The following is a 13,756-nucleotide window of genomic DNA, read 5'->3' as shown; positions in this document are numbered from 1 at the left end:
GGGGCTCCATCCATCCGCTGAATGTCGATCATCACGGTAATAAACTTCAAAAACCATGGCGGGCTGACTATGGTTGGGATCTGTCTTCGGATCGCCAACAAGAGAACAACATGAGCCAGACATCTTTCGATATTCAGCAGGCTGCCGTGATCGGTGCGGGCACCATGGGCCGTGGCATTGTCATGTGCCTGGCCAATGCCGGCGTGACGGTGCAGTGGGTAGATAACAACCCACAGATGCTTGAACAGGCACTCGCGACTGTCGCCGACACCTATGCACACAACGTGCGGCAGGGGCGGATTGATCAGGCCGAGGCTGATGCGCGCGTTGCCCGGGTCAGTGCGGCGGCGGATTACGCGGCGATTCGTAATGTCGATCTGGTGATCGAAGCGGTGTACGAGAATCTTGAGCTCAAGCAGAAAATCTTCCGCGAGCTGGATGGTTTGTTGAAGCCTGAAGCGCTGTTGGCGAGCAATACCTCAGCACTGGATATCGATGCGATTGCCGCGGCGACAAAGCGCCCGACTCAGGTGCTCGGCCTGCATTTCTTCAGCCCGGCGCACATCATGAAACTGCTGGAAATCGTCCGGGGTGCTCAGACTTCACCGGCCGCGCTGGAAGCGGCGCTGGCGCTGGGCAAACGCATGGGCAAAGTCAGCGTGGTATCCGGCAACTGCCACGGCTTTATCGGCAACCGCATGCTGCATCCGTATGTGCTGGAGGCGCGCAAGATGTTGCTTGAAGGCGCTTATCCACAGCAGGTCGATGCGGCGTTGCAGGGGTTCGGTTTCGCCATGGGGCCGTTCCGCATGTACGACGTGGTCGGCATCGATCTGGAATGGCGCGCGCGTGAGTTGGCCGGCAAGGGCCAGGATGCGCCAGAGGTGCAGGTGGATAACCGTCTGTGCGAAATGGGCCGTTTTGGGCAAAAGTCTGGCAACGGCTATTACCATTACGAGCCGGGCAGCCGTCAGGCTGAGCATGATCCTGAGGTCGATGCGCTGGTCTTGCAGGTCAGCGAAGGGTTGGGCTTCCAGCGTCGTGAGATCGGTGCGGAGGAGATTCTCGAGCGCTCCCTGCTGGCATTGGTCAACGAAGGCGCGAAGATTCTCCAGGAAGGCATTGCAGAGTCTGCGCATGACATTGATCTGGTATACCTGAACGGCTACGGCTTCCCGGCGGACAAGGGCGGGCCGATGGCCTGGGCGGATCAGCAAGGGCTGGTGGATATTCATCAGCGCTTGCTGGCGCTGGAGACGCGACAGGGCGATCAGTGGAAACCGGCGCGGTTGATTGGTGAGTTGGCGGCGCAAGGGAAGGGGTTTGCTCAAATGTGATGTCGCCGCCAGAATCGATCCCCCTCACCCCAGCCCTCCCGAAACGTCGGACCGCCCCCAAAGGGGGCGAGGGGAAAGGGAGCCGATCTGCGTAGGTTTCAACATTTGAGTCCGACTCGGAGGATCAGGTCGGTGTATTTCGAGAGAACACCTCGGTCAGTCCCCTCACCTCTGGGAGAGGGCTAGGGTGAGGGCAAGCGCCCTCACTGAAAAAACAAGAGAACCAGCCCAGCCATGTCCACCCCTCAACGCACCGACTACCCACACTTCCAGCCCATCACCACGCGCTGGCACGACAACGACGCCTACGGTCACGTCAACAACGTTACCTACTACAGCTTCTTCGACACGGCCGTGAACACTTACCTGATTCAGGTCGGTGGTCTGGATATTCATGACGGCGACGTGGTGGGTTTCGTGGTCAGTTCGGCCTGTGACTACTTCGCCTCGATCGCCTTTCCGGATCTGATCGAGATCGGTCTGCGGGTCGGCAAGCTGGGCAACAGTTCGGTGCAATACGAATTGGCGGTGTTCAAGGTCGGTGAAAACGAGGCCTGTGCGGCCGGGCGCTTCGTGCATGTATTCGTTGATCGGGCAAGCAATCAGCCGGTGCCGATCCCTGTCAGGTTACGCGAGGCGCTGGAACGCCTGGTGGTTTGAAAAAAACAAAAAAAATCGCAGCCCTCGGGCTGCGATTTTTATTCAAGCACTCGCCTTAGTGATGGCGATAGTACTTGTGGTGCTTGCGGTGGCCATAGGCATGACCGCGACCACGGTGATCATCGCGATAGTAGCGACGGTCACGACCGCGATCGTAATGACGATCGTCGTCATCGCTCTTGTTGCCCATGTAGTTACCCAGCGCGCCACCGGCGCCGCCACCTGCGGCGGAGCCGATCAGGCTGCCGGTGGTGCCGCCCATGCTGCGGCCAACCACGTTACCGCCGGCCGCGCCCAACGCACCACCGATGGCGGCTTCGCCACGGCTACGTTTGTCGGCGCCGACCGCACTACCACCCGCGCCGCCCAAGGCTGCGCCGATGGTGGAACCTGTATTGCCGCCTAAGGACTGACCGACGACCGAGCCAAGAACCCCGCCCAATGCGCCGCCCACACCTGCTTCGGTGGTGCCGCCTGCGGAAGCAAAACCACTGACCAGGCCAAGGGACAACAAGAGAATCGAGGAGAACTTCATAGATGAGCCTCAAAGGGATGACGGCGCCGATCCTGAGGCTGTGTAACAAGCGTGACAATCGAAATCCGACGAATAACACGACTTGTATACAATTTTGCAAGTTGCTGTTTTATCAGCGGAACTTAACCGTTTTTCGCCGGTCTTTAGCTACTTCGGACAGGCCGTTTTTGTGAAAAAACGGCCTTTTTTGTGGGCGTTGAAAAGAGACAAATGCAGAGAAGTTCGTTGCATCTAAAACCGCTATCGCGAGCAGGCTCACTCCTAAAGTGACTGCGTTCCTACAGGTAAAACACGATCAACTGTAGGATTGAGCCTGCTCGCGATGGCAATCGGACTGAAACCGAGTTAAGCCGACTTGGCCATGATCAACCCGGTTTCACTCGCCGCTTCCAGCCGAATCGCAATGAACTTCGACGTTGGCGTATGGCTGCCATCCCCGGTGCTCTCCAGCGGCACCAACGGATTCACTTCCGGGTAATAAGCCGCCGCTTGACCCGCTGGAATATCAAACGCCAGCAAGGTGAAGCCCTTCACCCGACGCTCACGACCATCGTCCCATATCGAAACAATGTCAGCCTTCTGCCCCGGACGGAAGCCCAGACGAATGATGTCGGCCTCATTGGCGAACAACACGTCACGCTGTCCCTTGACCCCGCGATAACGGTCGTCGAGACCATAAATCGTCGTGTTGTACTGATCGTGGGAACGCATCGATTGCAGGATCAGATCCGGCAGTTGTCCGGTCGCGCGGGTGCGTTCGTGCACCAGATCCTTGGGCAACATGTTCGCGCGGAAGTTGGCCCGGCCCGACGGCGTGTTCCACTTGCGTGCGCCGGCGCTGTTGCCGAGGTAGAAACCGCCCGGGTTTTTGATCTTCTCGTTGAACTCTTTGAAATTCGGAATGGTGTCGGCGATCAGTTCGCGAATGCGTCCGTAATCGGCCACCAGCCAGTTCCAGTCCACCGGTTTGCTGCCCAAAGTGGCGGCAGCGATGCCGGCGATGATCGACGGCTCCGAACGCATCTGGTTCGACAGTGGCTGCAACTGACCATTGGAGGCGTGAACCATGCTGAACGAGTCCTCGACGGTGACCGCTTGCGGGCCTTCGGTCTGGATGTCGATGTCGGTGCGACCGAGGCACGGCAGGATCAGCGCGTCTTTACCGTGGGCCAGGTGGCTGCGGTTGAGTTTGGTGCTGATCTGCACGGTCAGGTCGCAATTGCTCAGTGCGGCGAACGTACGCGGGCTGTCCGGCGTGGCTTGGGCGAAGTTGCCGCCCAGACCGATAAAGACTTTGGCGCGTCCCTCGGCCATCGCATGGATCGCCTCGACCACGTTATGGCCATTATGACGCGGTACTTTGAACTGGAAGCGTCGCTCCAGCGAATCGAGGAACGCCACCGGCGGACGCTCGTTGATGCCCATCGTGCGGTCGCCTTGCACGTTACTGTGGCCGCGCACCGGGCACAGACCTGCACCCGGTTTGCCGATGTTGCCGCGCAGCAGCATCAGGTTGGCGATTTCCTGAATGGTCGGCACCGAATGGCGATGCTGGGTGATGCCCATCGCCCAGCACATGATCACGTTCTTGCCTTTGGCGTACATGCGTGCGGCTTGTTCGATCTCGACCAGGGTCAGGCCCGATTGCGCGACGATCTGCTCCCACGGTGTGTCATCGACCACACCGAGATACTCCAGCACGTTGGCGCTGTGGGCATTGAGGAAGTCGTGATCGAACACGGCAGGTTCGCCGGCCTTCTGCGCGTCGCGCTCCCACTGCAGGAGAAACTTGGCCATGCCGCGCAGCAGCGCCATGTCGCCACCGAGGGCTGGACGGAAATACGCAGTGTTGGTCGGCTTGTCACCGTTGGTGAGCATTTCAATCGGGTGCTGCGGGTGCTGGAAACGTTCCAGGCCACGCTCTTTCAACGGGTTGATGCACACCACTTGCGCGCCGCGTTTCACCGCTTCACGCAGTGGTTCGAGCATGCGCGGGTGGTTGGTGCCCGGGTTCTGGCCCCAAACGAAGATCGCATCGGCATGTTCGAAATCGTCGAAGGTCACGGTGCCTTTGCCGACGCCGACACTTTGCGCCAATGCCACACCGCTGGCTTCGTGGCACATGTTCGAGCAGTCAGGAAAGTTGTTGGTGCCGTAAGCGCGCACGAACAGCTGATACAGGTACGCCGCCTCGTTGCTGGCGCGACCCGAGGTGTAGAACTCGGCCAGATCCGGGCTCGGCAGACTTTGCAGGTGCTTGGCGATCAGGGTGTAGGCGTCGTCCCAACTGATCGGCTTGTAGCGGTCGGTTTCGGCGTCGTAAACCATTGGCTCGGTCAGACGACCCTGATACTCCAGCCAGTAGTCGCTCTGCTCCAGCAACGAAGTGACGCTGTGCTTGGCGAAGAACTTGGCATCCACGCGGCGTTTGGTCGCTTCCCAGTTCACCGCTTTCGCGCCGTTCTCGCAGAACTTGACCATGCCGCTTTCCGGCGAATCACCCCACGCGCAGCCCGGGCAGTCGAATCCGCCGTTCTGGTTGGTCTTGAGCATCATGCGCAGGTTTTTCAGGGCGTTGTCGCTGGTCAACCAGGCCTGAGCCACACTGATCAGAGCACCCCAGCCGCCGGCGGCACCTTTGTAAGGCTTGTAACGCGGGACAGGTTTCTGGTCGGCTTGATGATGTTGGCTCACGCTTGATTCTCCATCGCGGGGCTGTACACCCGCGGCGCACTTTTCTGCGGCAGGTGGATGAGATTGAGGTTGTGTCGACGGGCCCATTGCACGGCAAGGCCGGTGGGTGCGGACAGGCTGACCAGGGTCTGGATGCCGGCACGCAAGACTTTCTGGATCAATTCGAGGCTGCAACGGCTGGTGACAATCGCCAGTCCGCCTGCTGTGGATATCTTTTGCCGGATGAGGCCGCCGATCAGTTTGTCGAGGGCGTTGTGTCGGCCGATGTCTTCGCGCCCAAGCAGCAATTCGCCGCTGGCATTCATGAACACCGCCGCGTGCACCGCGCCGCAGTGCTGACCTAAAGGTTGAAACGCGCCGATGCGCTGGCGCAAACCGTCCAGCCATTCAATCGGCGGCAACGGCGCGCCGGCCAAAACCTGGAGATCGGGCAGCGCCTGCTCAACGGCTTCAACGCCGCACAGTCCGCAACCACTGGTGCCCGCCAGTTGCCGGCGCTGTTGCTTGAGGTTCCAGAACGCGCGGTTGGCGATGGTCACTTGCGCGTATTGCGCAGACCCGGCGCCGGTCAGTTGCAGGTCGTAGATGTCTGTCGCGTCTTCGATGATGCCGCTGCCGAGGCTGAAGCCGACGATGAAGTCTTCAAGGTCGGTCGGTGTCACCAGCATCACTGCTTGGCTGATGCCGTTGTACGCGATCGCCAACGCGACTTCTTCGGCCAGCGCGGTGCTGGCCGATTCCTCACGGGGTAAATCGCTGTAACTGTAAGTCTGGCTGGCGGCTGGCGCGGGCGTTTCGAGTGCTGGCGCCGCGCAGGCTGGGCGCTTGGCGTTCATGGCATCACCGACGGATTGATCAACGTTAAGACTAGGCGCGGCAACTTGTCGCGTCTAATTGCTACTGTCGATCTATCGATAGATGCCGTCGATCAAGCGTCGCCTGGCGATTGCTGATACAGCGCAAAACAGGCCTCGGCCAGCGCCGAGCGTGGCGCTCCGCGACGCATGATCAGGCCCAGCGGGGCGAGGGTTTGAGCGTTTTCGATGGGTTGCAGGCGCAGGTGATCGGTGAGCTTTTCCAGGCCACCGTCGAGCGGCATGATCGCGCAGCAAAAACCGCCGTGCACGGCTTGTAACAATTGATGGACGGCATCGGTTTGCAGCAAGGGTTGCGGGGTCAGGCCGCGGCTGTGGAAGTTGTGGTCGATGGACTGGCGAAAGTGCATGCCGCTGGTGAGCATGCCCAGCGGCAGTTCGATCAGCGATTGCCAGCTCAACGGTGTGTCGCCAAACGTGAAAGTGCGCTGGTCGTAGAGCAGGCCCATGCGGGTTTCATTGAAGGCGAGGGATTCGAAGCGCTCGTTATCCAGACGATCCAGGTAGGACACGCCGAGATCGATGCGGTTGTTCGCCAAATGTTCGAGGATCTGTTCGGAACTCAGCGCCGACATTTCAAAGCGCAAATTCGGGTGGGCGCTGTGCAGGCGTTGCATCAACGGCAGTGGATCGAAACTCGACAGTGGTACCACGCCCAGTCGCAGCGTGCCGATCAGGTTGCCGCGACAGGCTGCCGCTTCTGCATGCAACCCGTCGTAAGCCGCCATCACCGAGCGTGCCCACGCCAGCACCCGCTCGCCCGGTGCGGTGAAGCCTTCGAAGCGCTGGCCACGGTTGACCAGCGGCAGGTCGAGTTCTTCTTCGAGGCTGCGCAGGCGCATCGACAGGGTTGGCTGGGTGATGTGGCAACGCGCGGCGGCCTGGCCGAAGTGGCGGGTTTCGTCGAGGGCGATGAGGAATTTCAGCTGCTTGATGTCCATCTTCGCTCCGGGTATTGGCGGGGTGGGCGATTCTAACTCGGCCGTGCCGGCAGGGTCATTGGTCGGCTTTGAACCGGGTTTGTCTGCGGTGGTCTAGGCTTGGACGACTGACCCTTTATTCCATGGAGAGAACCACGATGAGTCTTTTAAGTTTTGTAAAAGAAGCCGGTGAAAAGCTGCTCGATCTGCTGACCCCGGGTAACGCCAATGCCAGTGAGCAGTTGAAGGAACACATCAGCAAGGTCGGCCTGGGCAATCCGAATGTGCAGGCAACGGTAGACGGCGACAAAGTGACCGTTACCGGTGAAGTCGCGAGTCAGGAAGAGAAAGAAAAGATTTTGCTGGCGGTGGGCAATATTGCCGGGGTTGGCAGCGTGGATGATCAGATCACCGTGACCGGTCCGGTGGTGGCTGCAGCAAAATTTGTCGTGGTGAAAAAAGGCGACACCCTCAGCGCGATTTCCCTCGCTGTGTATGGCAACGCCAACCAGTACAACAAGATCTTCGAGGCCAACAAGCCGCTGCTGTCGCATCCGGACAAGATCTATCCGGGGCAGACGCTGCGTATTCCTGAGTAACACGTCGTAACGCCACTAGAAGCAGGCTCGCTCCCACATTGGATCGCATTCCAAATGTGGGAGCGAGCCTGCTCGCGAATGGGCCAACTCGGTATCAAAGCCCTGCAATCAAACTGCGGTAATCCTCAACCGCCGCAAACTCAGCCGTGTCCTTCGGCCCCTTGCGGCTGTCCGGCTCTTTCACCGCCAGCAAATGCGCGACCCCAAAATCCCGCGCACTGCGCAGAATCGGCAAGGTATCGTCGATGAACAGACTGCGCGCCGGATCAAAGCCGATGTCCGCCTGCAAGGCATCCCAAAACTGCGGGTTCTCCTTGGGATAACCATAATCGTGCGAGCTGATCAGCCGTTCGAAATACGGTGCCAGTTCAATCCGTTCAAGTTTCAGCGACAGTGAATCACGATGGGCATTGGTGATCATGATCACCCGTTTTCCTGCCCGTTTGATCGCCTCCAGAAACGTATCGGCATCCGGTCGCAGGGCGATCAGATGGGCGGTTTCCTGTTTCAGTTCGCGCACCGACAGCTTCAGTTCGGCACTCCAGAAATCCAGGCAGTACCACTGCAACTGGCCGGCGTGGCGCTCAAACAGCGGCTGCAATTCCATCTCCGCCATGGCTCGGCTGACCCCGTGCAGTTCCGCGTAGCGCTGGGGCAGGTGTTCCAGCCAGAAGTGGTTGTCGAAGTGCAGATCCAGCAGCGTGCCGTCCATGTCGAGCAGAACGGTATCGATGGCGGACCACGGTAATGAAGGCATGGCAACGTCTCGAACAGTAGAAAGATATCCGACATAAACAATCGGGAAAGCCGCGTTATAGTAGCGCGTTCACGCCAAGGAGCTTTGCATGCGCCAGAAACCCACCGTACTCGCCCGCGAGATCGTCGCCACCAGTCGCCTGTTCTGCGTTGAAGAACTCAAACTGCGGTTCTCCAATGGCGTGGAGCGCACATACGAGCGTTTGGTCGGCAAAGGTGCGGGCTATGGCGCGGTGATGATTGTGGCGATGCTGGACAGCGAGCACGCGGTGCTGGTCGAGGAATATTGCGGCGGCACTGATCAATATGAATTGTCCTTGCCCAAAGGTTTGATCGAGCCGGGCGAGGATGTATTGGCGGCGGCTGAGCGTGAGCTCAAGGAAGAAGCCGGTTTCGGTGCCCGACAACTGGAGCATCTGACCGAGCTGTCGCTGTCGCCCGGTTACATGAGCCAGAAGATCCAGGTGGTGCTGGCCACCGATCTGTACGAAGAGCGGCTGGAGGGTGACGAGCCTGAGCCGATGCGGGTCGACAAGGTCAACCTGCGTGATTTATCGGCGCTGGCGCAGAATCCGCAATTCTCCGAAGGGCGGGCGCTGGCGGCGTTGTACCTGACCCGTGACTTGCTGACGCAACGCGGATTCTTTCAGTCATGAGTGAGATGTCGATGAAGTTTCCCCATCCGTTGATGGCGCCAGTGGTCGAGCTGGCCTTGCAGGCGGGCGAAGCCATTTTGCCGTTCTGGCGTGCGGGCGTTGAAGTGATGGCCAAGTCCGATGACTCGCCGGTGACGGCAGCGGATCTGGCTGCACATCATCTGATCGTCGCCGGGCTGACGGCGTTGGATCCGAGCATTCCAGTGTTGTCCGAAGAGGACGCCAACATTGCGCAAAGCGTACGCGCCGGTTGGCAGCGCTGGTGGCTGGTGGACCCGCTGGACGGCACCAAGGAGTTCATCAGCGGCAGTGAAGAGTTCACGGTTAACATCGCGCTGATTGAAAACGGTCGGGTGGTGTTCGGTGTGGTGTCGATGCCGACCAACGGTCGTTACTACGTCGGAGGCGCCGGGCTCGGCGCCTGGCGTTGCGACCAGGGCGGCACGCCGATTGCGATTCAGGTGCGTGATGTACCGGGGCCGGGCGAAACGTTCACCGTTGTCGCCAGCCGTCGCCACTCCAGTCCTGAACAGGAGCGCTTGCTGGCCGGGTTGAGTGCGAGTCTGGGTGAACTGCAATTGGCGAATATCGGCAGTTCGTTGAAGTTTTGCCTGTTGGCTGAGGGGGCGGCGGATTGCTATCCGCGACTGGCGCCGACTTCGCAGTGGGACACGGCGGCGGCGCAGGGTGTGCTGGAAGGGGCGGGTGGTGAGGTGCTGGATCTGCGCGGGGAAGCGTTCTGTTATCCAGCGCGGGAATCGCTGTTGAACGAGTTCTTTTTGGCGCTGCCGGCGAAGGCGACCTGGCGTTCCAGATTGTTGGAGTTGGCTAGGGGTTAAGTGGGCTGATCCGTAATCCCCCTCACCCCAGCCCTCTCCCCCAGGAGAGGGCGCTGATCGAGTTGTCTTGCGTCATGCATCGACCTGAAAGATCGAGTCGATTATGGATTCAGCAAAGCGCTTTCAGGTCGATGCATTTCTGAAGCATCCCCCAATCAGTTCCCTCTTCCTCGGGGAGAGGGCTAGGGTGAGGGGGGTTGATCTTCAACGGTGCAAAACGTATTGCCCGGTAAATGTCACGGCGTCTTCTTCGCTGCCCTGATTGACGATGTGCGTGTGTAGCGTCAATCGCGCCCGTCCATAACGCTGATACATCGCCAGAAATTTCTTCCAGACCTTCGCATCAGGCACCGGGCAAATCGCTGTGGCATCGCCAGTAACTGGCAGCGGGTAACTGATCTGGCCCTCCTGAATCACGATGTGCCCGTCCTCGATCCCTTCTTCCTTCAGGCGCAAATGCAGCCAGCCCCAACCAGCGAGCACCGCGCCGCAGTAAAGACTGCCGCCGAACATGGTGCTCTTGTGATTGACGTTGCGATCCAGCGGCAAGTGCAGGCTTAGCTGTTGCTCACGCCAGTCGAGCACCTTGAGGCCCATGTCTCGGGTCAGGGGGATATCGTGATGCAGGACGGACTCCAGATAGCGACTGTCAGTGCTCATTCGTTTTCCTCGCCATGGCTGTTGTCGCCGAAGTTCAAGCCATGCTTGCGCAGTTTGTCGTGCAGGGTCTTGCGCGGGATGCCCAGGGCTTCGGCGAGGCTGCGCACCGAGCTGTGCGAGCGCGCCAGCTCTGCGGCGATCAGCGATTTTTCGAAATGTTCGACTTGCTCGCTGAGCCCGCCGTTGATGACCTCGACGGAGCTGACGCCGCTGCCTTCGACGCCACTGTTATCCAGCGCCAATTCCAGGCCAAGAGCGAAGCGCTCGGCGGCGTTTTGCAATTCGCGCACATTGCCTGGCCAGGCGTGGCGCAACAGCAGTGCGCGTTGTGCCGGTTGCAGCTCGTGTGGCGGCAAACCGTGGCGGGCACTGGCTTCGTCGGCGTAATGCTGGAACAGCATCAGCGCATCTTCGCCGCGTTCACGCAGCGGCGGAATGCGCAGTGGCGCGACGTTGAGACGGTAATACAAGTCGGCGCGGAAACGCCCCTGGTCGGCGGCCTGGCGCAGGTCTTCCTTGGTCGCGGCGATGACACGAATGTCCAGCGGGATCAGTTGATTGCCGCCCAGCCGTTCGACCACGCGCTCCTGCAGCATGCGCAGCAATTTCACCTGCACGTCCATGCTCATGCTTTCGATTTCATCGAGAAACAATGTGCCGCCATTGGCAAATTCGAATTTGCCGATCCGGCGTTTCTGCGCGCCGGTGAACGCACCGGGCTCGTGGCCGAACAGCTCGCTTTCCACCACTGACTCGGCCAGTGCACCGGCGTTGATCGCCACAAACGGACCGTTACGGCGACTGGATAAGTCGTGCAACGCGCGGGCGACCACTTCTTTGCCTGCGCCGGTCTCACCCAGGATCAGCACATCGGCCTTGGTTGCGGCCAGCGCGCCGATCTGTTCGCGCAGGCGCAGCATCGGTGTCGAATGGCCGACCAGCCGCGCGCTCAGTTCATTGCGGTCACTCAAGGCCAGACGCAGGCTGCGGTTATCCAAAACCAACCGACGCAGGGCCAGCGCACGACGCACGCTGTCGAGCAGTGCATCGCTGGCGAAGGGTTTTTCGAGAAAGTCATAAGCGCCGGCACGCATGGCCTGCACCGCCAGCGGCACGTCGCCGTGGCCGGTGATCAGCAGCACCGGTAACTCGGGATCCTGGGCATGCAACTCACTCAGCAACTCCAGGCCATCCATGCCCGGCATGCGGATGTCGCTGACCACTACACCTGGCCACTCACGCTCAAGTTGTGCGGCCAGACCCTTGGCCTCGGAGAGCGGCAATATTTTCAGGCCGGCCAGATCCAGTGTCTGGCCGAGGGCCTGACGCAGATGCGGATCGTCGTCGATCAACACCACCTGAATGCGATTGTCGATGGTCATGCACTTCGATCCTCGGACGGTTGCAAACTGACCCCGGGAGCACCGGCGCGCAGCCGCAGGGTAATCAGGGCGCCGCCTTGCTTGTGGTTGGCGAACGACAGTTCTCCCCCGAAGGCGCGCATCAGGGTTTCACAAATGGCCAGCCCCAGACCAAGGCCTTGCGTGCGCGTCTTGGTGGTGTAAAAGGGCTCGCTGGCGCGGCCGAGGGCTTCCATGCAGAACCCCGGGCCGTTATCGCGAATGTACAGATTGACGCCCTCGGTGGTGGATTCGGCACTCAGCCAGAGTTTGCGCGGCGGGCCTTTCTCGGTGAGCGCGTCGAGGGCATTGGCCAGCAGATTGCCGAGCACCTGGCGCAGGCGGGTTTCGCCAGCTTCGACCCACAGCGTGGCGGCAGGCAGGTCGCGAATCAGCTCGACTTCCATGCTGCGCCGACGTTTGGCCAGCAGCGCCAGGGCATCGTCCAGTGCCGGTTGCAGGGCAACGCTTTCCGGGGCGTGGCGATCGCGGCGGGCGAAGGCACGCAGGTGCGCGATGATCGAGGCCATGCGCCCGGTGAGTTCGCTGATCAACTTGAGATTGCCGCGCGCATCGTCGGTGCGCTGATGATCGAGCAATACTTCGGCGTTCTCGGCGTAACTGCGGATCGCGGCCAGCGGCTGATTGAGTTCGTGGCTGATGCTCGCGGACATGGTCCCCAGAGCCGACAGTTTGCCGGCCTGAACCAGATCATCCTGAGCGCGGACGAGTTCTTGCTGAGCCTGCTCGCGCTCCAGCACTTCCTGTTTCAGGCGGCGGTTGAGGCCTTCAAGATCGCTGGTGCGTTCGGCAACCCGGCCTTCCAGTTCGCGGCGCGCTTTGGCTTCAAACGCGATGCGTTCCAGATAATGGCGACGGCGCTGCATCATCAGGCCGAGTAACAGCATCACCACCAGCAACGCCGCGCCGCCAATGGCGACCACCGTGCGCACCGGGCGATCGATCAGAGTGCGCGGGGCGAGGATGCTGACGCTCCAACCGGTCTCGGCGATGTCGTGGGTCTGGATCAGCCACGCAGTGGGGCTGAGGTTCAGTGGCCGTGGTTCGCGGGTTGGATAAGGCTGGATCGCGGTGATGGCCGAGCGTTCGCTAGCGCTTAACACACGGGTCGAGCGAAAGCGCCATTCCGGGCGCGAGGTGAGAATGACCACACCGTTGTGGTCGGTCACCAGCAGTTGTTCCGGCGTTTTACCCCACAGGCTTTCGGTGTGGTCGAGGTCGACCTTGATCACCAGCACGCCAATGATCTTTTCGCCATTGCGCACGGCGGCGGCGAAGAAGTAACCGCGTTTGGCCGATGTGGTGCCGAGCCCGAAAAAGCGCCCGAGGCGTCCGGCCATGGCCTCACTGAAGTACGGACGGAAAGAGAAGTTACGGCCGACGAAACTGTCGTGTTTGTCCCAGTTCGATGCGGCCAGCGTTTGCCCGCTGGTGTCCATCAGGTACATGACTTCGGCGCCGGTCTGCGCGGCGATGTTCTTCAGCAGGCGATTGGCGTTGCCTTGGGTGACGCCGTCGTCTGGCGCGCCGAGTACTGCACGCAGGGCCGGCAGGTCGCCAAGGATCTGTGGCAGCACCTCGTAGCGGTGCAGGGTGCCCAGCAGGTTGGCAACGTAGAGGTCGAGGGTCTGGCGATTCTGCCCGGCCAGTTCGCTGCGGTAATAGCGCTCGGCCAGATGTTCCAGCGGCCATAGCAGCGGCGCCAGACACAGGGCCAGCAGGGCGAGACTGCGCCAGCGAGGCCTGCGAGGAAGGGATGGTTTCATAAGCATGCGCCTGTAGGGACAGGCGCATTATGCCTAGG

Annotated in this window: 13 protein-coding genes; 5 read left to right on the top strand and 8 right to left on the bottom strand. The window is 60.6% G+C overall.

Annotated elements, in window-relative coordinates:
- The first annotated feature begins 110 nt into the window (after positions 1 to 110).
- Together CQ009_RS11320 and CQ009_RS11315 are read left to right on the top strand one after the other, a co-directional pair.
- Positions 111 to 1,337, top strand: coding sequence for a 3-hydroxyacyl-CoA dehydrogenase (locus CQ009_RS11320; protein ID WP_105706162.1), 1,227 nt, complete (start codon positions 111 to 113; stop codon positions 1,335 to 1,337).
- Between the two features lie 234 nt (positions 1,338 to 1,571).
- The gene (locus CQ009_RS11315) at positions 1,572 to 1,997 is read left to right on the top strand and encodes a thioesterase family protein (protein ID WP_064388971.1); all 426 of its coding nucleotides are present in this window, start codon (positions 1,572 to 1,574) and stop codon (positions 1,995 to 1,997) included.
- Between the two features lie 55 nt (positions 1,998 to 2,052).
- Here the strand turns inward: CQ009_RS11315 and CQ009_RS11310 are convergent, their stop codons facing one another.
- The 4 genes from CQ009_RS11310 to CQ009_RS11295 all read right to left on the bottom strand — a co-directional run bounded on the left by CQ009_RS11310 (position 2,053) and on the right by CQ009_RS11295 (position 7,042).
- Entirely contained in the window at positions 2,053 to 2,532 is a 480-nt protein-coding gene (locus tag CQ009_RS11310) for a glycine zipper domain-containing protein (RefSeq protein ID WP_064388970.1), read from the bottom strand.
- 345 nt (positions 2,533 to 2,877) lie between these two features.
- Positions 2,878 to 5,226 carry an FdhF/YdeP family oxidoreductase gene (locus CQ009_RS11305; RefSeq protein WP_105706160.1) on the bottom strand — a complete coding sequence of 783 codons (2,349 nt, stop codon included), beginning with the start codon at positions 5,224 to 5,226 and terminating at the stop codon, positions 2,878 to 2,880.
- Complete coding sequence (gene fdhD / locus CQ009_RS11300) at positions 5,223 to 6,062, bottom strand: formate dehydrogenase accessory sulfurtransferase FdhD (protein WP_064388968.1); 840 nt, start codon at positions 6,060 to 6,062, stop codon at positions 5,223 to 5,225. Before fdhD ends, CQ009_RS11305 begins: the two co-directional genes overlap by 4 nt.
- Before the next feature lie 92 nt (positions 6,063 to 6,154).
- Complete coding sequence (locus CQ009_RS11295; RefSeq protein WP_105706158.1) at positions 6,155 to 7,042, bottom strand: LysR family transcriptional regulator; 888 nt, start codon at positions 7,040 to 7,042, stop codon at positions 6,155 to 6,157.
- 137 nt (positions 7,043 to 7,179) lie between these two features.
- On the opposite strand from CQ009_RS11295, the gene lysM reads away from it, so the two are divergent.
- On the top strand, positions 7,180 to 7,620 hold the full coding sequence (lysM, locus tag CQ009_RS11290) for a peptidoglycan-binding protein LysM (RefSeq protein WP_105706156.1): 441 nt from the start codon (positions 7,180 to 7,182) through the stop codon (positions 7,618 to 7,620).
- Positions 7,621 to 7,714: 94 nt separating this feature from the next.
- Here the strand turns inward: lysM and yrfG are convergent, their stop codons facing one another.
- On the bottom strand, positions 7,715 to 8,377 hold the full coding sequence (gene yrfG, locus CQ009_RS11285) for a GMP/IMP nucleotidase (RefSeq protein WP_105706154.1): 663 nt from the start codon (positions 8,375 to 8,377) through the stop codon (positions 7,715 to 7,717).
- Positions 8,378 to 8,465: 88 nt separating this feature from the next.
- Between yrfG and nudE the strand changes: the two genes are divergently transcribed.
- Together nudE and cysQ are read left to right on the top strand one after the other, a co-directional pair.
- Entirely contained in the window at positions 8,466 to 9,032 is a 567-nt protein-coding gene (gene nudE, locus CQ009_RS11280) for an ADP compounds hydrolase NudE (RefSeq protein ID WP_064388964.1), read from the top strand.
- An 11-nt stretch (positions 9,033 to 9,043) separates the two neighbouring features.
- Positions 9,044 to 9,871, top strand: a complete 828-nt coding sequence (cysQ, locus tag CQ009_RS11275) for a 3'(2'),5'-bisphosphate nucleotidase CysQ (protein WP_105706186.1) — start codon at positions 9,044 to 9,046, stop codon at positions 9,869 to 9,871.
- Positions 9,872 to 10,075: 204 nt separating this feature from the next.
- On the opposite strand, the gene CQ009_RS11270 is transcribed toward cysQ, so the two are convergent.
- Genes CQ009_RS11270 through CQ009_RS11260 form a run of 3 tightly spaced genes read right to left on the bottom strand, consistent with a single transcriptional unit; the run spans position 10,076 to position 13,718 of the window.
- Positions 10,076 to 10,531, bottom strand: a complete 456-nt coding sequence (locus CQ009_RS11270) for a thioesterase domain-containing protein (RefSeq protein ID WP_064388963.1) — start codon at positions 10,529 to 10,531, stop codon at positions 10,076 to 10,078.
- A complete protein-coding gene (locus CQ009_RS11265) occupies positions 10,528 to 11,913 on the bottom strand; it encodes a sigma-54 dependent transcriptional regulator (protein ID WP_105706152.1) in 1,386 nt (461 codons plus the stop codon). Before CQ009_RS11265 ends, CQ009_RS11270 begins: the two co-directional genes overlap by 4 nt.
- Positions 11,910 to 13,718, bottom strand: coding sequence for an ATP-binding protein (locus CQ009_RS11260; RefSeq protein ID WP_105706149.1), 1,809 nt, complete (start codon positions 13,716 to 13,718; stop codon positions 11,910 to 11,912). The genes CQ009_RS11265 and CQ009_RS11260 overlap by 4 nt, the downstream gene beginning before the upstream one ends.
- Between the last annotated feature and the right edge of the window lie 38 nt (positions 13,719 to 13,756).

Source organism: Pseudomonas sp. MYb2, assembly GCF_002979955.1.
Taxonomy (GTDB): domain Bacteria; phylum Pseudomonadota; class Gammaproteobacteria; order Pseudomonadales; family Pseudomonadaceae; genus Aquipseudomonas.
Note: the sequence above shows the minus strand (reverse complement) of the source record. Positions and strands in the feature narration are given on the sequence as shown.